We start from the raw sequence: 19698 nt of genomic DNA, 5'->3' as shown, positions 1-19698 counted from the left end.
TTGCCTAGCGATGCGGCGGCGGCGAGGATAGCGCGGGCATACTTATTCATGCGCCCATGGCGGTTACGGCGATCTCCCGCCGATGGTTCCGCGCCCGGTGCTCGGCAAGGTAGATCGCCTGCCAGGTGCCGAGCAGCATCCGACCGCCGGCAAAGGGGACTGTCAGCGCGCTTCCGGTCAGCATCGCCTTGATATGCGCGGGCATGTCGTCTGGCCCTTCGCAATCGTGTTCGTAATGGTCACCTTCGGGCGCGATGCGGCCCAGCCACCGCAGGAGATCGCGCCGGACGGCGGGGTCGGCGTTCTCGCTGATCAGCAGTCCGGCGCTCGTGTGGCGGCAGAACAGCGTCAGGGTGCCGGCGACGAGCCGCGTCGCGGCGAGCCACGAGGCGGCCTGCGCGGTGATGTCGGTGAGGCCCGCGCCCGGGGTCTCGATCGCCAGCTGGCCGTGTTCGACCCTCATTCTTCGCCGACGAGCGAAAGCGTCCGCTTGGCAGCCTTGAGATGCGGGATGTCGAGCATCCTGCCGTCGAGGCCGACGACCCCGGCACCGGGCTCAGCCGCGAAGGCGGCGACCACGCGGCGGGCGAAGGCGACTTCCTCGGCGCTTGGCGTGAACGCCGCGTTGATCGGTGCGACCTGGGCGGGATGGATCGCGAGCCGGCCCGAAAAGCCCTCGGAAAACGCCTGACGGCTGCTCGCGGCGAGTCCCGCTTCGTCGCGGAAGTCAGCGTGGAGCGTCTCGATCGCGGGGACGCCCGCCGCGTGCGCCGCCATCAGCGCGAGCGAGCGGACCAAGCGGAATGTGAACAGGAACTCACCGTCCGGCCCGCGATTTCCGGTCGCCCCCAGCGCGGCGGCCAGATCCTCCGCCCCCCAGGTGATCCCGCGCAGCCGCGGCAGGTCGGCGGTGGCGTATTCGCCCAGCCGGAACGGCGCGATCGCGGTCTCGCTCGCTACAGGGATCACACCAATCGATCCGGGCGTGACGCCGTGGGCGAGTTCCATGTGATCGAGCAGGTCCGACAGTTTCGCGCAGTCGGCCGGCCCGTCGGGCTTGGGCAGCATGATCCCGTCCGGCCGCACCGGGACGACGGCGGCGAGGTCGGTTTCCGCAAGCCCGCTGTCCAGCGGGTTGATCCGCACCCACAGCGCCGGTGCGCCCTGCGCATCCCGGTCGAAGCCGTGGAGGAACTCGGCGACCTTGTCGCGCGCCGCCGGCTTGGCCGCGGGCGCGACCGAATCTTCGAGGTCGAGGATCACCGCGTCGGCGCCGCATCCGGCCACCTTTGCCAGCTTCTTGTCGCTGTCGCCGGGGATGAAGAGAAGGCTGCGCAGGGTCATGCCGGTTTCTTCCGCTGGAGCCCGCTGCGCTTGCACTGGGCGACGAGTTTCCCGTCCTGGTTGTAGGCGCGGTGGGCGAAGGTCACGATCCCGGCATTGGGTCGCGACTTGCTCTCGCGCAGGTCGATCACCTCGGTCTCGATCCGCAGCGTGTCGCCCACGAACACGGGCGCCGGAAAACGCACCTCGTCCCAGCCAAGGTTGGCGATCGCGGTGCCCAGCGTCGTGTCGCCGACCGATACGCCGACCATCAGCGACAGCGTGAAGCACGAATTGACGAGGATCCGGCCATATTCGCTGTCCTTCATCGCCTCGGCATCGAGGTGCAGCGCGGCGGGGTTGTGGCTCAGCGTCGTGAACAGCAGGTTGTCGGTTTCGGTCACCGTCCGGCGGATCGGGTGATCGAAAGTCTGCCCCACGGATAATTCATCGAACCACAGGCCCGGCATAGGCTTCTCCTCTGTCGCGCAAGCGACTAGCGCGGCGAACCTTCAAATGACAGGGGGCGCGGCTGAAACCGTCGCGACCGCGAACCGTTCGGGCCACACCATGACCATATCCATCTCCACGCGATTCGATTTCCGGCTCGACGCGCCGACCGACCTGATCCTCCAGTTCGAGGCGGCGGCCATACCCGAACAGGCGATCCGATCCGCCCGCACGAGCATGACCTGCGGCGACGATTGCGTCCGCGTGCCCGCGCACGAGGCGATCGGAGAGCGCATCCTGGTGCATGCGGAGGGCCGCTTCGAGGTGGCCTACGAAGCCACGGTCGACGTGAACCGGCTCGCGCCCGAGCTCGCTGGCCTCGAGCAGCTCGCCCCGCACGACCTGCCCGGCGATCCGCTCGAATACCTGCTCGATTCGCGCTATTGCCCGGCCGACCGGCTGCAATCGTTCGCCGAGGACGAATTCGGCGGCACCAGCGGCGGCGACCGGATCGTCGCGATCCACGACTGGATCGCGCAGCACTTCACTTACGAGCCGGGCAGCAGCACGCCGACCACGACCGCGCTCGACAGCTTCGTCGAGCGGCGCGGCATCTGCCGCGACTATGCGCACGTCCTTATTACCCTGGCGCGCGCGTCGACGATTCCGGCGCGCTACGTCTCGTGCTTCGCGCCGGGCGTCGAACCGCCCGATTTCCATGCCGTGGCCGAGGTTTTCCTTGCCGACCGCACCACGCCTGGAGGCGGCGCGTGGTACATCGTCGATGCGACCGGCATGGCGACGCCGGGTGAGACGGTGAAGATCGGGGTCGGCCGCGACGCAGCCGACGTCAGCTTCCTCACCAGCTTCGGCCCCTCGCATTTCGGCGACAAGTCGGTGACCGTCACCCGCGCGGGTTAATCTTTCCCGCGGCTGCGTCCCGCGGGGGGACGCGGGGCCGACAGGGGTGGAACCCGGCGCCGGTTGGCGGCATGAACGGGCGATGGATTCGATACTGAAATGGCTGGGCGGAGGGGTGGCCGCGGTGCTGCTCGGCCTCGGCGGGGCTGCACTTGCGACAGGCGCCGTCGGGCGCAGTGCAACCGACCGCTCCGCGTCCGCAAAGGTCGTACCGGCCGCAAAGTCCAAGGCTGCGGCGGGACCTGCTGCGGAGGCGGGCAAGGCGCCCCCTACGGCCGCGGCCGACACCCGCTTCACCGTCAAGCGCATCCTGCCGATCGACGGGCCGATCAAGTACGGCGAATGGCACTGGGACGACAAGGGCGTACCCGACGGACCGCTCGTCATGACCGTCGACCTCGACGCGCGGGTCCTGTCGGTGTTCAAGGGCGGCTACGAAATCGGCGCGGCGGCCGTGCTCATCGGGACCGACGAGTATCCGACCCCGCTCGGCACGTTCCCGATCCTGTTCAAGCAGCGCCACAACGTTTCGGAAAAGTACGACAACGCACCGATGCCCTGGTCGATGTTCCTGACCCGCGACGGGGTCGCCATCCACGGCGGCAGCGTGGTCGAGAACGGCTATGCAAGCCACGGCTGCATTTCCGGACCCGACGCGTTCGTGTCGAAGATCTTCGCGATCGCCAAGCCGGGCGACCGGGTGGTGATCACCCGCGGCGAAACGATCGGGATGGGCGACAAGATCGTCTGAAATCCGGGCGATCCGGCATCAGCCGCGGCGCGGCGGTTCGCGCTCGAACAGCCACGCGTCGACTTCGCTTCGCTCTCCTGTCCGGTGCCACGCGCGCCGGACCATGATCCCCGCCAGTGTCGCGTGACCGTCGCCGTTGAGCTGGTCGATCAGCCTCGCGACCGCCGAGCGGGGCGCATCGGCGCCGAGATCCCGCAGGATCGCGGTCACCGCCTCGACTTCGATCATGCGCGGATGGCCGAAGTGGAACCAGGTCCGCCCGCCCTCGCGATGGACGCTGGCTTCGATCGCGCGGGCGACGGCTGTCTCGACGACCGCCTCGGCCTGCTGCAGCAGGTCGGCGCTGCGGGCGATCGCCAGCGGGTCGAGGTCAGGGAGCGCGGCAAGCTGTGCGCGGATGCGGACGCGATCGAACCGCGCGTCCGCGTTCGAGGGATCGCGCACCGGATCGATCCCGGCCCGCGCGATGACATCGGCCAGTTCGGCCCGCCGCCAATGCAGGAGCGGCCGCAGCAACAGGAATTCGCCGGGGGGTTCTCCGGCGATCTCGACGCGCCGTTCGCGAATGCCGGCAAGGCCGGCAAGGCCGCTGCCCCGCGCGAGGCGCATCAGCACGGTTTCTGCCTGGTCGTCGGCGTGGTGGGCGGTCGCCACGACATCGCAGCCACGGCTGCCGAACGAGCGGAACAGCGCGTCATACCGCGCCGCCCGGGCACGGTCCTGGACGTTGCCCGGCGTCACCGCCACCCGCACGACCTCGTGATCGATCCCGAGCCGCCCGCATACGGCACTTGCGAACGCCGCTTCCTGCGCGCTTTCCGGGCGCAGTCCGTGGTCGATCGTCGCGGCGATCACCCGGCCGGGCAGCACTGCGTTCGCAAGCAGGAGCAGCGCGAGACTGTCGGGTCCGCCCGACACCGCGGCGCCGATGCGTCCGCCGCCGCCGATCCCGGGCCAGAGCCGCGCGAGATCGGCGAGAAAGCGTGCAGTCAGTTCGGGAGCGACGTCCGTATCAATTGCACTTCACCTTCGCCCGGTCGGCTTCGTACTGGCTCCTGAGGCGGCCCGACGCGATCGCCGGATAGGTCTCGGCGAACTCGGCAAGCGCGATGCAGGCGCGCTTGGTATCCTTCATCGCCATCATCGTCTCGGCCAGATAGAGCAGGCTGTCGGGCGCGCGGGCACCCTGCTTGTCGGTCTGGTAGTTCTTGAGGAACCAGGGCGCGGCTTCCTTGGCCTTGCCGTCGTCGAGGTAGGCGCGTCCCAGGAGATTGCGGCCATAGCTGATCCGCGAATGGCGCGGGTATTTCTCGACGAACAGCGACAGCTGCTGCTGCGCCTCGGGGAAGAACCCCGCGTCCCACAGCCGGAAGCCGTAGCTGTATTCGTCGTCGCCCGGATCGTCGGTCTGCGGCTTGGCGATCGCCTGCACCGCGGCCAGCCGCTCGGCGGTCGGCCCCGCCGGACGCGCCGCCGGAGGAGAGGGGGTGGGCGCGGGCTTGCTTGCCGCCGGCGCGGGGGTCGGGCGCGAGGCACCGCCGGTCATCGCCGACAGATTGGCGTCGGCCGCCGCGGGCCTGTCCGCGGACGCCGCCGCGCCGGCCGTGACCTCGAGCGCGGCCAGCCGCGTGCCCATCTGGCGGATGGCGTTGGTGTTCTCCTCGGTCTGCGAGGTGAGCCGGGCGATCTGCGATTCCATCGCATCCAGCCGGGCGAGGATGTCGGTCACCGCGGTGGTCGACGGCGCGCCGGTGGCCGTCGTGCCGGTCGGCTGCGCGGGCGAAATCTGCGGCTCGAAATACTTGCCGTCACCGCCCGGGAAAACCTTGCGCTGCAATGCGCGGATTTCGGCCTCGGCCTTCTTCAGCCGCGCTTCGGTATTTGCGTCCTGCGCGAACGCCGGAGCGGCGGCGCCTCCGGCCATCGCCAGAAGCGCCAGCGGCGCGGCCAGAGCGCGAAGCGTCGTGTTCCCCATCAAACCTGTTCCCGTCGTCTGCATGTCGTCTTCAGGCCATCTCGCCCGCGGCGGTCGAACCGCCGATGAACGTGGCCGCAAGGTTAATTCCGCGCGCTCCGCCTTGTCGAGCGAGCGCCGCCGCAAAGGTGGGGACAGCGATCAGGTCCCCGCCGTGTCCTGCGCTCCCGCCGTGGCGCTCGCCGTCGCGCTCGTCACCGGCCCGCTCGCGCGCGGCGCGGCATCCGACGTGCGCGCCAGCAGCGCCTCGGCGGTCACCGGCACGTCCTTCATCACCGTGTCGGTATCGGCAAGCTTGGGGACCGGGCGGCCGCCGACGGTGATCGCGAAGGCGTCGGGCCGTCCGGTCCAGACCTGAGGCCCGTCCGCGTCGGCGGGGACGGTGTAGGTTTCGCCCTTTGCCATCTGCTTCTGCATCAGCTGGCTCCCGCTGGCATCGTAGAACTTGACCCAGACCCCCTCCTCGAGCGCGGTGAAGATTACCGGGCCGCCTGTCGGCGCGGCAACCGGGGGTGCCGATGCGGCCGGCACGGCCGCCGCGGCCTGGCGCTCGGCCGCGCGCTGCTGGTCGAGCAGCGAACCGGGCCCGGCGCCGGGCGCCAGGACCCGGGTATAGAACATGAACCCTCCGACCAGCAGGACGATCACCGCGAAGAGGCTGAACAGCGCCAGTCCCCGCGACGGCACCCGCGCGGGATCCCCGGGTTCGAACCCGCTGCCCCGCATCCTGTCGCCCGGCTCGCTCGCGGCAAGCTCGGCGCGGACCTCGTCGACCGTCTTGCGCGGGTCGAGCCCGACCGCCTTGGCATATGTGCGCGCGAAGCCGGTGGCGTAGGTGCGCGCCGGAAGCTCGTTCCAGTCGCCCGCTTCGATCACCTCGAGATGGCGCTGCGGGATGCGCGTTTCGGCCGCGAGCTGCGCGAGCGTCATCCCGGCTTCCTCGCGCGCCATGCGCAGCTTGTCGCCGACGCCGTGCAGCGGCAGCTGTTCGTCGAGCGAACCCGTTTCCATTTCCATGCGGCGTCCCGAATTAGTTCCTACCGCCCCCGCGGGCGACTCAAGAGACGTGCCGGACAACTGTCAAGCTTTCCGACGCGAAAGCGTCCGCGGGCCAGCGATGAAGCGCGCCCCGCGCACGACGAAATCAGCCCGGTGAAATCAGTCCACCTCGATGCCGCGGGCCTCGGCCCAGGCCGACAGTTCGTCGCGCAGCGAGAGCGGGGGGGATGACAGCCAGGCGGTCATCGCGGCGGTGATCTCGGCAAGGTCGACCTTGCGCACGAGATCCTTGATCGGGCCGACCGCGACGGGGGTGATCGAAAGACGGCGGAAGCCGATCCCCAGCAGCGCCAGGGCCTCGAGCCGGCGCCCGCCCATCTCGCCGCATATCCCGAGCTCGACGCCCGATCCCACGGTCCCCTGCACGATCCGCCGCAAGAACCGCAGGATCGCCGGACTCAGCCAGTCGTATCGCTCGGCAAGCTTGGGATTCGCGCGGTCGGCAGCGAACAGGAACTGGGTGAGGTCGTTGGTTCCGACCGAGATGAAACTGACCCGCGGCAACAGCAGGTCGAGCGCCTCGGCAAGCGCCGGCACCTCGAGCATCGCGCCGTAGCGGATCTGGTCGGGCAACAGCTTCTTCTGGCCTTTCAGCCAGACGAGCTGCTGGTCGAACACCTCCTTCGCGGCATCGAACTCCCAGGGTTCGGACACCATCGGGAACATCACGTAGAGCGGCTTGCCCGCCGCCGCTTCAAGCAGTGCGCGCGCCTGCGCCTTCATCAGCCCTTCGCGTTCGAGCCCCAGGCGCAGCGCGCGCCAGCCCATCGCCGGGTTCTCGTCACCGTCGGCCGATTCGGAATCGAGATAGGGCACCGCCTTGTCGCCGCCGATATCGACCGTTCGGAAGATCACCGGCTTGTCGCCGGCAGCCTCGAGCACGTCCTTGTACAGGCGGGTCTGCCGCTCGCGCTGCGGCAGGGTCGCCGAAACAAGGAACTGGAACTCGGTCCGGAACAGCCCGATGCCATCGGCGCCGACGAGGCTGAGCGCGGCGATGTCGTCGCGCAGGCCCGCGTTGATCATGACCTGGATGCGGGTGCCGCAGCGGGTGAACGGCTCGACATCGCGCAGTTCGGCGTAGGCGGCCTGCTTCTGCCGCGTCTGCGCGAAGCGTTCGGCGAACAGGTCCTGCGTCTGCTGGTTCGGGCGGACGTGCGCGATGCCCTTGTCGGCATCGAGCAGGATCTCGTCTCCCTCGCGCACCACGCCGCGCAGGCCCTGCGCGCGTCCCAGCACCGGCACGCCCATCGCCCGCGCCACGATCACGACGTGCGCGGTGAGCGAGCCTTCCTCGAGCAGCACGCCCTTCAGCCGGCGGCGGTCGTATTCGAGCAGCTCGGCGGGGCCGAGATTGCGGGCGATCAGGATCGTGTCGCGCTTGAGGCCCTGGGTCGCCGCGGTGCCGAGCTGGCCCGAAACGATCCGCAGGAGGCGGTTCGACAGGTCTTCCAGGTCGTGCATCCGGTCGGCGAGCAGCGGGTCGTCGATCTCGCGCATCCGCATCCGGGTGCGCTGCTGGACGCGCTCGATCGCCGCTTCGGCGGTGAGGCCGGAATCGATCGCCTCGTTGATCCGTCGCCCCCACCCCTCGTCGTAGGCGAACATCTTGTACGTCTCGAGGATGTCGTCGTGCTCGCCGCCGGTTCCGAACTCCGCCTGGCTCGCCATCGCCTCGATCTGGTCGCGCATCTTGTCGAAGGCACGGTAGACCCGCTGGCGCTCGGCCTCGGTGTCCTCCGCGACGACATGGTCGATGTGCACCCGTGGCTGGTGGAAGGTAGCGATGCCGCCGGCGATCCCCTTCACCAGGGTGAGCCCGGTCACCACCTGCGGACCGGTCAGCGCCTCGCCCAGCGTGCTCGATTCCTCGTCGACCAGGCCGGCGTGCGCAATCAGTTCGCTGAGGACCATCGCGACGGTCTGCAGCGCCTCGATCTCGACGTCCTCGTAACGCCGCGGATCGGCGTGCTGGACGCACAGGGTACCCACGGCACGCTCGCGGTAGACGATCGGCACCCCGGCGAACGAGTGGAACTTCTCTTCGCCCGTTTCGGGGCGATAGGCAAAGTCGGGGTGCGCGGCCGCCTCGGCCAGGTTCAGCGTCTCGATATGCTCGGCGATGATGCCGTTTAGGCCCTCGCCTATTGCGAGACGGGTGACGTGGACCGCGCTCTGTTCCAGCCCGCGGGTGGCGAAAAGCTCGAGCATCCCTTCGCGCAGGAGATAGATCGAGCAGACCTCGCTATCGAGGCTCTCGCCGATGATCTGGACGACCTGGTCGAGCTTGCCCTGCGGATGGAGCCGCGATGCCATCACCTCGTGCAGGCGGGTGAGGATCGTGCGGGCGGCGGCGGCGGCAGTCATGCTTTGAACCGAGTAGGGTGAGCGCCGTGAACTGGCAATGGCCCAGCCGAAAATGGGCCGGACGGTCCGGCCACCCGGCCCCCGGATGCTATGATGCGCACGGTCGACCCGCCTGGGCGACCAGTGCGCGCCACCCTCCCTAGGGCAAGCGAAGCAATCCTGTTCGGGCGATCAAATCGCGTTCAGCTCTTCCTTGATCTTGAGCTTGGCGCGCTTGAGTTGCTGGACCGTCGCCGCATCCGGCTGAGGCCGGTTCATCTCTTCGTGCAGGCGCGCCTCGAGGCTGGCGTGCTTGGATTCCAGAGCATTGGCGTGGGACGATGACAGCATCTGCGTCTCCTTTCAGGTGGCGACCCGGAGGCGACTCGTGCCGTATGGGGGCACGAGGCCGCCGATGGGACTATAGAACCACATCGATCATGCCTTGCGAACCCCTCACGAATGCCTAATCGACGGGCTGCATAGAAACGCGCGACGAGGCGATTGTGGACCTTGTCGCAGGGGAGGCCAACCGGCGGTGACCGAGCAGGAACTCAAGAAGCTGCTGGCCATGCTGCGTACCGAGCATCGCGATCTCGACGCGGCGATCGACGCCCTGACCGCCAGCGGTTCGACGGACCAGTTGCAGATCGCCCGGCTGAAGAAACGCAAGCTGCGCCTGCGCGACCAGATCGCGATCGTCGAGGACCAGCTGCTGCCCGATATCATCGCGTAAAACCGTTCCACTACGGGACGCCTTGAAAAAGCCGCAGGATTGTTCGGTTAAGCCGGTGGCGGCGCGACTCGCGGGCCGATAGCGGTAAAGGCCGGATGAACAACCCGACCGACATCAACCAACCGATCATCGAGGCGCTCTATTGCGAGGCGCTCGTGCTCGCCGACGAGGTGCGCTCGGCGTTCGACCTCGCCCCCGCGCGCGCGGGGGACGAGGACCTGGTCCGCATCGCGCTGTCGGTCGAAGGACTGCGCACGACCACGCGGATGATGCACGTGCTCGCCTGGCTGCTCAATCACCGCGCCTATTTCAGCGGGGAACTCAGCGAATACCAGCTGCGCCGTCACGGCGAACTGCCGCCCGATCGCCCGGCCGATCCCGAACAGCTCGCCCTGCTCGAACCGGAAACCTGCGCTCTGATCGCGGAGACCGAGGCTTTCCACGGCCGGATCGCGCGGCTGGATGCGGCCTGGCGAGACCGTTTCGCGGTCCGCCCCGCCGCCATCCACCGCCTGCGCGAACGGCTCGGCCGCGAGTACGGCGGGGCCTGAGCCGCGCGCAGGGCCAGGCCGCCCCCTCGACTTCGCCGACGCCCGCCCCCAAGTAGGAGGCATGGCAGGTCCTCCTCCGAAACCATGGCCCACCGGCAAGGCCGAGCGGCTCGAGCCGCTCGTACAGCGCGTGCTCGCGCCCAACCCCTCGCCCTACACCTACACCGGCACCGAGACCTACGTGGTCGGCGCCGGCGATCGCGTGGCCGTGATTGACCCCGGACCCGACGATCCGCGCCACATCGAAGCGATCCTCGACGCGGTTGGAGACGCCAGGATCGCCGCGATCATGTGCACGCATACCCACCGCGACCATTCTCCCGCTGCCGCGCCACTGACGGAAAGGACCGGCGCGCCGATCGTCGGTTGCGCGCCGCTGGTGCTCGACGACAGCGGCCCGCGCGCCGACGCAGCCTTCGACCGGACCTACGCGCCGGACCGGGTCCTGGCCGACGGCGAGGCGATGACCGGCCCGGGATGGACGCTGCGCGCGGTCGCGACGCCGGGACACACCTCGAACCACCTGTGTTTCGCGCTCGAGGAAAGCGGGGCGCTGTTCACCGGCGACCACGTGATGGGCTGGTCGACCAGCGTGGTCGTTCCGCCCGACGGCGACATGGGTGCCTACATGGCGAGCCTCGACAAGCTCTACGCCCGGGAGGACCGGGTCTATTATCCCGCGCACGGGCCGCAGATCGACAACCCGCGCCAGCTGGTGCGCGGGATGATCGGCCACCGCCGCCAGCGCGAGAACCAGATCCTGCGCATATTGAACGAGGGTCCCCATGCGGCCGCCGAGTTCGTGCCGCGGATGTACAAGGGCCTCGACCCCGGCCTGACCGGCGCGGCGGAGATGAGCGTCACCGCGCACCTGGTCGATCTGGAACGCCGGGGGATGATCGCCCGTTCAGGAGACACATGGACAGTACACTAGACCAGACCCGCGCCGACCCCGGCCTCTCTCGTGACGGGCCCGTCGTCGACGAGCGCCCGCGTGCCCGGGTCCAGGCGACCCCATGGCTGCTCGTCATCGTCCTGCTCGCAGCGGTTGCCTGGCTTGGCTGGCGCGCGTTCTTCTACCAGGAGGAAGGCGATCCGGTCGGCAGCGCGATGCTCGCGTTCGAGAAGCAGAACTCGCTGACCGTGTTTTCGAGCCGGTTCGAAGTCGGCGCCGAAAGCACCGACAGCCGCGGCGTGCTCGGGCTCGACCTGCTCAAGAGCCGCCAGGCCTCGATCATTCCGGCAACGGTCGAATACCGCCTCGACCTCGGCAGCATGGACCGCGACCGGTTCGACTGGGACGACGCCACCGACACGCTTTCGGTCGTCCTGCCCCCGCTGCGGATCTCGAGGCCCAATCTCGACGAGGCGCAACAGAAGGTCTTTACCGAAGGCAACTGGGTGACCCGCGAGGCATCGGAGGACCTTTCCCGCAACAACTCGCTCCAGGCCGAGAAAAAGGCTGCCGAGTTCGCCAAGAACCCGCAGGTCCTGTCGATGGCGCGGCAGGCGGCAAAGGAGGCGGTGCGCCAGAACCTGGCGATCCCGCTGCAGGTCGCGGGCTACGGCGACGTGAAGGTGATCGTGCGGTTCGACGGCGAAAAGGCACCCGCCAACTGACCCCCGCGCACAGGTAAAAATCTACAAGGCGCCGATCAGGCGATCTGCTAGTTCGCCGTCTGTCGATTTGGGGGATCGCGGACATGGCCACACTGGCATCCGACATGCCGCCGCCGCTGGCGCTCGAGCGCAGCGAACGCCGGTTTTTCTTGATCATGGCGACCGCGATGGCGGCGACGATCGTCGCCGGTTTCTCGCTCAACCTCGCGACGGGGCGTTCGACCTTCGCGGTGCCGCTCGCCTATCACGTCCATGCCGTGATCTTCATGGGCTGGATCGCGCTCTACCTGACTCAGGCATTCACGATCGCGACGGGGCGGCGCGCCCTGCACCGCACGCTGGGCAAGCTCGCATTTCTCTGGATACCGGCAATGCTCGCGGCCGGGGTCACCATCATGACCGTGGCGGCGCGGCGACACGGCGGTCCGTTCTTCTTCGCGCTCAATGAATTCCTGATCAGCAACGTCATGCTGCTGGCCTGTTTCGGGGGGCTTGCCCTGTGGGCGTTGCTGCGGCCGCGGCACTCTGGCTGGCACCGGCGGCTGATGCTGGTCGCAATGTCGGTCCTGACCGGACCCGGCCTCGGCCGCCTGATGCCGCTCCCCCTCGTCCCGCAGGCGTGGACTGTGACCTTCCTGGTGACGCTGATCTTCCCGGCGATCGCCATTGTCGCCGACAAGCGCCGCCATGGCCGCGTCCACCCCGCCTACTGGTGGGGCACGGGCATCTACATCGCGACCTTCGCGGTTTCGATGCTGCTCGCCTACAGCGCCCCGGGGATCGCGTTCACCGAGTGGGTGGTCGCCGGCACACCCGGTGCGGAGCGCCCTCTGGAGCCATACGTGCCGCCCGGTTTCGAGATGTAGCGGAACGCGCTCGCGCTCTCGCCCGTTGCGGGTATAGGGATCATCGAACCCAGCCACGGGAGCCGACATGAGCGTCGAGACCAGAGTACCGACCGGCGACGACCTGCTCGCCGAGATCAACCGCCTGCGCAAGGAGCGCAACGCGGTGATCCTGGCGCACTATTACCAGACACCCCAGATCCAGGACATCGCGGACTTCGTCGGCGACAGCCTCGAGCTTTCCCGCAAGGCGGCAGACACCGATGCCGACGTGATCGCCTTCTGCGGGGTCAAGTTCATGGCCGACACGGCCAAGATCCTCTCGCCCGAGAAGATCGTCGTGCTGCCCGACATGGATGCCGGATGCAGCCTCGAGGATTCCTGCCCGCCCGACAAGTTCAGGGCGTTCCGCGAGGCGCACCCCGACCACATCGCGCTGACCTACATCAACTGCTCGACCGAGGTGAAGGCGCTGTCGGACGTGATCGTCACCAGCTCCTCGGCCGAGACGATCCTCGCCCAGATCCCCAAGGACCAGAAGATCATCTTCGGCCCCGACCGACACCTGGGTGGCTACCTCAGCCGCAAGTTCGATCGCGAGATGCTGCTGTGGCCGGGCGTGTGCATCGTGCACGAGGCGTTTTCGGAAACCGAGCTGCTCAAGCTCAAGGCACAGCATCCCGGCGTGCCGGTCGCCGCGCACCCGGAATGCCCGCCCTCGATTATCGATCACGCCGATTACGTCGGATCGACCAGCGGCATCCTCCAGTTCGCCAAGACCTTCGAGGGCGACACCCTGATCGTCGCGACCGAACCGCACATCATGCACCAGATGGAGCTGGCGCTGCCCGAGAAGACCTTCATCGGCGCGCCCGGGGCGGACGGTAACTGCAGCTGCAACATCTGCCCCTACATGGCGCTCAACACGATGGAGAAGCTCTACGTCGCCCTGCGCGATCTCGAACCGCGGATCGAGATCGAGGAAGGCCTGCGTCTCAAGGCCAAGCAGAGCCTCGACCGGATGCTCGAGATGGCGAGCGGCACGATCGGCAAGGGCGACCTGGGCAAGGTGTGATGGGGTCGGCGAAGTCCGGAGCCGGCGCGTGCTGACGCAACTCGGGGCATTCTGGCACCGGGTCAACGCCAGTTACTGGTTCTATCCCTCGCTGTTCGCGCTGGGCTCGCTGGCGCTGGCTATCTGCACCCTCTGGCTCGACCGCAACGGTTTTGCCAGCTGGCTTGGCGAGGTATCGGCGATCCAGCCCGCGCGCCCGCAGAGCGCGAGCACGATGCTCAACATCATCGCCGGCTCGATGATCGGGGTAGCCTCGACCGTGTTTTCCATCACGATCGCGGCGGTCGCCTATGCGAGCGGCAACTACGGGCCGCGCCTGCTCAACAACTTCATGGAGGATCGCGGCAACCAGATCAGCCTGGCGACCTTCATCGGGACCTTCGTCTACGCCATCACCGTGCTGCGCAGCGTGCGGCGCGAGGACGAGTCCACCCTCCTCGCGCCGGGCGAGGATTCGCTGCCCGGATTCGTGCCCCAGCTGTCGCTGCTGGTCGCCTACCTGCTCATGGCGATTGCGGTGGCGGTGCTGGTCTATTTCCTGAACCACGTTCCTTCGTCGATCCGCATCAACACGGTCCTCAGCGGGATCGGGCGGCGCCTGCTCAAGGAGATCGACGAGATCTACCCCGACGCCAATACCGGTGACCGCATCACGTCGAAGAACGGGGGCGTCCCCGTGCGCGCCGAGCGCACCGGCTATGTCCAGGTGCTCGACTTCAAGCGGCTGCACGCCGTCGCCGAAGATCATCGGGGCAAGGTTCTGCTCGACGTGCGCGCGGGCGACTTTATCCATCCCCTGGTAACGATCGCCTACTGGTGCCCTGGCGAGGATGGGGAAAGCCACGACCCGCCCCACGAGGACATACGCGATTGCCTGTCCCTCGGCAGCGCCCGGACACCCTACCAGGACCTCCAGTTCCTGATCGACGAACTCGTCGAGATCGGCCTGCGAGCATTGTCGCCGGGCATCAACGATCCGTTCACCGCGATCACCGCCATTCACTGGCTCGGCGCGGCAACCGCGCGGATCGGCGCGCGCGACCTGCGGATGCGGATCAACGCCGCCGACGACGAGGGCGAGGACCTGGTGATCCCGATGAACGACGATTATGCGCACTTCCTCGCCCGCGGGTTCGGAGCCATTCGCAGCGGGGTGGCGACGAACCGGATCGCCGCGCTGGTCATGCTCGACGCGCTGCGCGATGCCGGCTCGACTCTCGACGACGAAAGCCGACGCAAGGACCTCGAGCGGCAGGGCGACCTCCTGCTCGAACAGGCGCGCATACACCTCTCGGGCCCCGAGATCCGCGAGGTCGAGGCCCGCCACGCCGCCTTTGCCAGGTCGTTTGCTGCCGCGTGACGCCTGCCGCGCGGCACGGGGCGCGAGCGAAGGCTAGGCCCTCACCCGCGGCCCCACCGGTGCCCGCGTGCGAGCCAGCACCAGCGCCGCGCTGACCAGGGCCATCCCGGCAAGATCGGGACCGCCGAGGGTCTCTCCGAAAGCCAGCCAGCCCACCGCCGCCGCGATCGCGGGCTGGGTCAGCAGCGCCATGCCCACGATCAGCGCCGGGAAGTGCTTCATCGAATAGACCAGCAGGCCCTGCCCGACGACCTGGCTCGACAGTGCGAGGCCGATCACCGGCAGCCAGCCCGCGTCGCCCGGCCAGACCGGCTCGCCGAGCGCGAGCGCGATTGCCAGCAGCGCGGGCGCGGCGGCGGCGCAGACGAGGCCGAGCACGCTCCACTGCCCCATCGTTGCGCGCGCCGCCTGTGCGGGAATCAGGTAGAAGACGTAGAACACGCCGGCCGCCAGGCAGAACAGGTCGCCCACCAGGGTCGCGGTCGAGATCTCGAGGCTGCGTCCCATCAGGATCGCCGCCCCCGCCAGCGCCGCCGCGATCGCCGTCCACTCCGCCCGGCGCGGCGCCCGGCGCAATGCGACGATACCCCACAGCATCAGCAAGACGCTGCCCGAGTTACCGAACAGCGTGGCATTGCCGAGGCGCGTGCGCTCGATCCCGACGTGCCAGCAGGCGAGGTCGGCGGCGAAGAAGGCGCCCGCGGCCAGCAGCACCAGCACCGCCCTGCGCGGGGGCCGGACCGGCCCGCGTTCGCGCCATGCGAGCCAGGCGAACAGCGGCAGCGGCAACAGCATACGCCAGAATCCGGCAGCGACCGGCCCCGTGTCGGTCAGGCGGACCAGCCACGGGCCGAGCGCCAGCGCAACGTTCCCGCCGAGCAGCGCGGCCAAGTGCCACGCGCCCCCCGAGAAGCTATTCTTGTCCGCTCGCGCGGTTGTGCCGGTCATGAGTCGCACCTAGCTGGGTTGCCAATCGAAACCAGCAGGAAAACACTGCCCATGCACGAAGCCCTGTTCCAGCCGATCGACCTCGGCGCGATCCACGCGAAGAACCGTATCCTCATGGCGCCGCTGACCCGCGGCCGGTCGAACTATCCCGATGCAGACCCCAGCGACCTGATGGTGGAATACTACCGCCAGCGCGCCGGCGCCGGACTCATCATCTCGGAAGCGACCGCGATCAGCCCCGAAGGGCGCGGCTGGCCCAACGGGCCGGGCATCTGGACCGATGCCCACGTCGCCGGATGGAAAAAGGTGACCGACGCGGTCCATGCCGAAGGCGGCGCGATCGTGCTGCAGCTGTGGCACATGGGACGGCTCGTCCACCCGAGCATGCTGGAAGGAAATCCCCCGGTATCGGCGAGCGCCACCAAGGCGCCCGGTCACGCGCATACGCCGACCGGGCGGCAGGACCACGAACAGGCACGCGCGCTGTCGGTCGAGGATATCGCGCGGGTCGTCGCGGACTACCGCAAGGCCGCCGAGAACGCGAAGGCGGCCGGGTTCGACGGGGTCCAGCTGCACGGCGCCAATGGCTACCTCGTCGACCAGTTCCTGCGCGATTCGACCAACCTGCGGACCGACGAATACGGCGGCCCGCCGGAAAACCGCGCGCGCTTCCTGCGCGAGGTGCTGACCGCGCTGGTGGAGGTCTGGGGCGCGCCCCGCGTTTCGGTGCGCCTGTCACCCAACGGCGAAACGCAAGGGTGCGACGACAGCAATCCGGCCGCCACCTTCGGCGCGGCGGCACAGGTGTGCGAGGACTTGAAGCTGGGCTTCGTCGAACTGCGTCAACCGGGGCCGGACGGCACCTTCGGCCAGACCGAGACGCCCCAGCAGGACGGCGTTATCCGGGGGATCTACACCGGTCCGCTCGTCCTCAACAGCGACTATACGGCCGAACAGGCCGCTGCCGACATCGAATGCGGTCGCTGCGACGCGGTCAGCTTTGGCCGGCCGTTCATCTCGAACCCCGACCTGCCCGAGCGCATTCGCGTGGGCGCCGAGTGGGCACCCAATGTGAACGTGCCCAAGAGCTGGTACCTGCCCGGCCCCGCGGGCTACGTCGACTACCCGACGATGGACGAGGAGCGGGTCGCCGCTGAGTAGCGGCTATTCGCCGGGTGGCGGCTCCGCGGCCTCAGCAGGGGCCGCGGATGGATCACTCGCCTCCGCCGGGGCGTCCGCCGCTTCGGCGGACGGCGATTTCCTGGTTTCCGCATCAGCCTTCTCGCGCAGCGGCGGGCTTTGCGAAGTCAGCGTGTCGAGCGGCAGCATGTCGTCGCTGATCGAGCCGCCGAGCACCTCGCCCGCGGCGGTCTTGCGTTCGCCTTCGGCCCCGGCGTCGTTCCCGCCGCAGGCCGCGATGGCAAGGACGAGCGGCAGGGCAATCAGGCGGCGGGTCTTGGTCACGCGGTCTCGCAGGGCTTGAGCGCGGCGAGAAATTCGCCGGCACGCGCCAGCAATGCCGCATCGAATGCGCTCGTTGCAAGCGGCTTGCCGAGCTTCTCCATGCTGGTGACCCCGTATTCGGCGATCCCGCAGGGCACGATACCGGCGAAGTGGGCAAGGTCGGGCGACAGGTTCACCGAAAAGCCGTGCATCGTGACCCAGCGGCGCACGCGGACCCCGATAGCGCCGATTTTCGCTTCCGCACCGTCGACGTCGCGGGTCCAGATCCCGATGCGGCCCGGCGCCCGCCAGCATTCCACCCCAAGATCGCCGAGCGCCGCGATCACCCACCCCTCGAGCGAGTGGACGAAATTGCGCACGTCCTTGCCGCGCTTCGACAGGTCGATCAGCACATAGCCGATCCGCTGGCCCGGCCCGTGATAGGTGTAGCGCCCGCCGCGGCCGGCCTCGACCACCTCGAACCGCGGGTCGAGCATCTCGTCGGCCGCCGCGCTGGTGCCGGCGGTGTAGACCGGCGGATGCTCGAGCAGCCAGACGAGCTCCTCCGCCTCGCCCGCGGCGATCGCGCGGTTGCGCGCCTCCATCTCCGCGAGCGCGGCCCGGTAGGGCACCCGCTCGTCCGAAACGCGCAGTTCGATCCCTTGCGGAAGCTTTGTCGACATCGCCGATTGCGTGGAGCCGCTTCGCGCGGTTATCAAGACGGTAAGTTGATGCGAGGGGACAAAGGGATGAAATTCGACATGGGCGCGGCGTGGAACGAGGCGGTGCGCCTGCTGGCGGCGAACCGCCAGGTGCTGCTGATCGTGGCCGGGGTATTCTTCTTCCTGCCCTATGTCGCGTTCACGCTCGTCTTCTCGAACGAGATGACCGCGCTCGAAGCGGCCCAGGCCAGCAACCCTGATCCCAAGGCGATGGGCCAGGCGATGATCGGCCTCTACGGCCAGTTCTGGTGGCTGCTGCTCATCATGGTCGTGCTGCAGACGATCGGCGTGCTGGGCCTGCTGGCGTTGCTGTCCGACCGCACCCGGCCGACGGTGGGGGAAGCGCTGGCAATCGGCCTGAAGATGCTCCTGCCCTATTTCGGCGCCCAGCTGCTGATGAGCTGCCTTTACGGGCTGCTTCTGCTCGTCCCGATCGCGGTCGGGGTGGGCGTTTCGGTCGCCGCGGGCGCCCTGCTCGGCATCGTGGCGCTGGTGGCGTTCATCTACCTGTTCACGAAGTTCCTGATGGTGCCCCCGGTCATCGCCATCGAGCGGGTAGTCAATCCGCTGGCGGCGATGGGGCGGTCCTGGCGCCTGACGAAGGGCAATTCGATCAGGCTGTTCCTGTTCGTCTTCCTCCTGTTCGTCGCCGTCGTCGTGGTCGGAGGGGTCCTTGGCATGGTGATCGGGCTGGCACTGGCGCTTGCCGGACCCGAAGTCGCGCTGGTCGGCAACGCGCTCGTCTCGGGCCTGGTCAATGCGGCCTTCTACACCGTCTTCCTCGCCGTGCTGGCCGCGGTGCACCGCCAGCTCACCGGCGCTGCGCCGGAAACCGTAAGCGAGACCTTCAGCTAGGCGTCAGTCCTTCCAGCCCCAGAACAGGCGGCAGGGAAGCACGTTCAGCGCCTCGAACCCGCTGTCGATGCGGGCGAAGTGCTTGGCCATGAAATCACGCGCGGCCGCGCTGAACTGGTAGACCAGGAACGCGCCGCCCGATCGCAGCACGCGGTGCGTGGCAGCGGCGATTTCCGGCCCGACCCCGTCCGGCAGGGTCGAGAACGGCAGGCCCGACAGCACGTAATCGGCGTGGTCGAAGCCGTGCGCCCGGACGATCTCCTCGACGTCAGCCGCGCTGCCGAGCACCGCGTGGAAGCGGCCGTCGGAAATCGTCTTCTTCAGGTAGTCGATGTAGAGCGGGTTGGTATCGATGACGATCAGCGACCCGTCGCGGCGCAGTCGTTCGAGGACCGGCCGGCAGAAGGTGCCGACCCCCGGACCGTACTCGACGAAGAGCTTGCACTCGTCCCACTTAACCGGCCCGAGCATCTTGGCGATGGTGAAGCGCGACGACGGGATGATCGAGCCGACCATCTTGGGATGTTCGACGAAACCGCGGAAAAAGACGCCCCACTGGCCGAAGAAGCGCGCGAGGCGACTGCCTGCGGTCTCGCCCCGGCGAATCGCGAAATCACTGGAATTGTTCAAGCAACGCGCCCTGTCCGGCACCCCGTGAGACAGGGCCATCAACGGCCGCAGGAACTGGCAGCTTCGCTGCCTGATTGCAAGCTTGGAC

The 19698-nt window shown here is 68.4% G+C and carries 22 protein-coding genes and 1 pseudogene; 11 read left to right on the top strand and 12 right to left on the bottom strand.

The window, feature by feature from the left end:
• Positions 1–46: 46 nt before the first annotated feature.
• The 3 genes and pseudogenes from N0B51_RS10935 to N0B51_RS10925 all read right to left on the bottom strand — a co-directional run.
• On the bottom strand, positions 47–463 hold the full coding sequence (locus N0B51_RS10935; protein ID WP_259962390.1) for a secondary thiamine-phosphate synthase enzyme YjbQ: 417 nt from the start codon (positions 461–463) through the stop codon (positions 47–49).
• Positions 460–1344 carry an HpcH/HpaI aldolase/citrate lyase family protein gene (locus N0B51_RS10930; RefSeq protein ID WP_259962388.1) on the bottom strand — a complete coding sequence of 295 codons (885 nt, stop codon included), beginning with the start codon at positions 1342–1344 and terminating at the stop codon, positions 460–462. Before N0B51_RS10930 ends, N0B51_RS10935 begins: the two co-directional genes overlap by 4 nt.
• A pseudogene (locus N0B51_RS10925) lies at positions 1341–1802 on the bottom strand (MaoC family dehydratase); the annotation flags it as partial. The pseudogene N0B51_RS10925 and the gene N0B51_RS10930, both read right to left, overlap by 4 nt.
• A gap of 91 nt (positions 1803–1893) precedes the next feature.
• Here N0B51_RS10925 and N0B51_RS10920 point away from each other — a divergent pair.
• Both N0B51_RS10920 and N0B51_RS10915 read left to right on the top strand, forming a co-directional pair.
• The gene (locus tag N0B51_RS10920) at positions 1894–2694 is read left to right on the top strand and encodes a transglutaminase-like domain-containing protein (RefSeq protein WP_259962386.1); all 801 of its coding nucleotides are present in this window, start codon (positions 1894–1896) and stop codon (positions 2692–2694) included.
• Positions 2695–2776: 82 nt separating this feature from the next.
• Positions 2777–3445 carry a L,D-transpeptidase family protein gene (locus tag N0B51_RS10915; RefSeq protein WP_259962384.1) on the top strand — a complete coding sequence of 223 codons (669 nt, stop codon included), beginning with the start codon at positions 2777–2779 and terminating at the stop codon, positions 3443–3445.
• An 18-nt stretch (positions 3446–3463) separates the two neighbouring features.
• On the opposite strand, the gene tilS is transcribed toward N0B51_RS10915, so the two are convergent.
• The 5 genes from tilS to N0B51_RS10890 form a co-directional block, all read right to left on the bottom strand.
• Entirely contained in the window at positions 3464–4375 is a 912-nt protein-coding gene (gene tilS / locus N0B51_RS10910) for a tRNA lysidine(34) synthetase TilS (RefSeq protein ID WP_259962610.1), read from the bottom strand.
• An 82-nt stretch (positions 4376–4457) separates the two neighbouring features.
• Positions 4458–5420: a tetratricopeptide repeat protein gene (locus N0B51_RS10905; RefSeq protein WP_259962383.1), complete on the bottom strand. Its 963-nt coding sequence runs from the start codon at positions 5418–5420 to the stop codon at positions 4458–4460.
• A gap of 141 nt (positions 5421–5561) precedes the next feature.
• Positions 5562–6437 carry a helix-turn-helix domain-containing protein gene (locus N0B51_RS10900; RefSeq protein WP_259962382.1) on the bottom strand — a complete coding sequence of 292 codons (876 nt, stop codon included), beginning with the start codon at positions 6435–6437 and terminating at the stop codon, positions 5562–5564.
• A gap of 141 nt (positions 6438–6578) precedes the next feature.
• On the bottom strand, positions 6579–8846 hold the full coding sequence (ptsP, locus tag N0B51_RS10895; RefSeq protein ID WP_259962381.1) for a phosphoenolpyruvate--protein phosphotransferase: 2268 nt from the start codon (positions 8844–8846) through the stop codon (positions 6579–6581).
• A 171-nt stretch (positions 8847–9017) separates the two neighbouring features.
• Positions 9018–9176, bottom strand: coding sequence for a YdcH family protein (locus N0B51_RS10890; RefSeq protein ID WP_311201840.1), 159 nt, complete (start codon positions 9174–9176; stop codon positions 9018–9020).
• Between the two features lie 187 nt (positions 9177–9363).
• On the opposite strand from N0B51_RS10890, the gene N0B51_RS10885 reads away from it, so the two are divergent.
• The 7 genes from N0B51_RS10885 (at position 9364) to N0B51_RS10855 (ending at position 15012) form a co-directional block, all read left to right on the top strand.
• Positions 9364–9561 carry a YdcH family protein gene (locus tag N0B51_RS10885; protein WP_259962380.1) on the top strand — a complete coding sequence of 66 codons (198 nt, stop codon included), beginning with the start codon at positions 9364–9366 and terminating at the stop codon, positions 9559–9561.
• A gap of 95 nt (positions 9562–9656) precedes the next feature.
• The gene (locus tag N0B51_RS10880; protein ID WP_259962379.1) at positions 9657–10112 is read left to right on the top strand and encodes a DUF1465 family protein; all 456 of its coding nucleotides are present in this window, start codon (positions 9657–9659) and stop codon (positions 10110–10112) included.
• Positions 10113–10173: 61 nt separating this feature from the next.
• Positions 10174–11046 (top strand): MBL fold metallo-hydrolase, encoded by an 873-nt coding sequence (locus tag N0B51_RS10875; RefSeq protein WP_259962378.1) that lies wholly within the window; start codon positions 10174–10176, stop codon positions 11044–11046.
• Entirely contained in the window at positions 11031–11732 is a 702-nt protein-coding gene (locus N0B51_RS10870) for a DUF4230 domain-containing protein (RefSeq protein WP_259962377.1), read from the top strand. The genes N0B51_RS10875 and N0B51_RS10870 overlap by 16 nt, the downstream gene beginning before the upstream one ends.
• An 83-nt stretch (positions 11733–11815) precedes the next feature.
• The gene (locus tag N0B51_RS10865; RefSeq protein ID WP_259962376.1) at positions 11816–12598 is read left to right on the top strand and encodes a hypothetical protein; all 783 of its coding nucleotides are present in this window, start codon (positions 11816–11818) and stop codon (positions 12596–12598) included.
• Positions 12599–12665: 67 nt separating this feature from the next.
• The gene (gene nadA, locus N0B51_RS10860) at positions 12666–13652 is read left to right on the top strand and encodes a quinolinate synthase NadA (RefSeq protein WP_259962375.1); all 987 of its coding nucleotides are present in this window, start codon (positions 12666–12668) and stop codon (positions 13650–13652) included.
• 28 nt (positions 13653–13680) lie between these two features.
• Positions 13681–15012 carry a DUF2254 domain-containing protein gene (locus N0B51_RS10855; protein WP_259962374.1) on the top strand — a complete coding sequence of 444 codons (1332 nt, stop codon included), beginning with the start codon at positions 13681–13683 and terminating at the stop codon, positions 15010–15012.
• A 33-nt stretch (positions 15013–15045) separates the two neighbouring features.
• On the opposite strand, the gene N0B51_RS10850 is transcribed toward N0B51_RS10855, so the two are convergent.
• Positions 15046–15960, bottom strand: coding sequence for a DMT family transporter (locus N0B51_RS10850; RefSeq protein ID WP_259962373.1), 915 nt, complete (start codon positions 15958–15960; stop codon positions 15046–15048).
• Between the two features lie 51 nt (positions 15961–16011).
• On the opposite strand from N0B51_RS10850, the gene N0B51_RS10845 reads away from it, so the two are divergent.
• Entirely contained in the window at positions 16012–17121 is a 1110-nt protein-coding gene (locus N0B51_RS10845; RefSeq protein ID WP_259962371.1) for an alkene reductase, read from the top strand.
• 3 nt (positions 17122–17124) lie between these two features.
• Here N0B51_RS10845 and N0B51_RS10840 read toward each other — a convergent pair whose 3' ends face one another.
• Entirely contained in the window at positions 17125–17424 is a 300-nt protein-coding gene (locus N0B51_RS10840; RefSeq protein ID WP_259962370.1) for a hypothetical protein, read from the bottom strand.
• Positions 17421–18086 carry a lipoyl(octanoyl) transferase LipB gene (gene lipB / locus N0B51_RS10835; RefSeq protein WP_259962369.1) on the bottom strand — a complete coding sequence of 222 codons (666 nt, stop codon included), beginning with the start codon at positions 18084–18086 and terminating at the stop codon, positions 17421–17423. The genes N0B51_RS10840 and lipB overlap by 4 nt, the downstream gene beginning before the upstream one ends.
• A gap of 66 nt (positions 18087–18152) precedes the next feature.
• Between lipB and N0B51_RS10830 the strand changes: the two genes are divergently transcribed.
• A complete protein-coding gene (locus N0B51_RS10830) occupies positions 18153–18980 on the top strand; it encodes a glycerophosphoryl diester phosphodiesterase membrane domain-containing protein (protein ID WP_259962368.1) in 828 nt (275 codons plus the stop codon).
• A gap of 3 nt (positions 18981–18983) precedes the next feature.
• Here the strand turns inward: N0B51_RS10830 and N0B51_RS10825 are convergent, their stop codons facing one another.
• Positions 18984–19586 carry a class I SAM-dependent methyltransferase gene (locus tag N0B51_RS10825; RefSeq protein WP_259962608.1) on the bottom strand — a complete coding sequence of 201 codons (603 nt, stop codon included), beginning with the start codon at positions 19584–19586 and terminating at the stop codon, positions 18984–18986.
• Between the last annotated feature and the right edge of the window lie 112 nt (positions 19587–19698).

It is taken from the genome of Tsuneonella litorea, assembly GCF_025154015.1.
GTDB lineage: Bacteria > Pseudomonadota > Alphaproteobacteria > Sphingomonadales > Sphingomonadaceae > Tsuneonella > Tsuneonella litorea.
The sequence above is the reverse complement of the archived record's forward strand: the minus strand, read 5'-3'. Positions and strand labels throughout refer to the sequence as shown.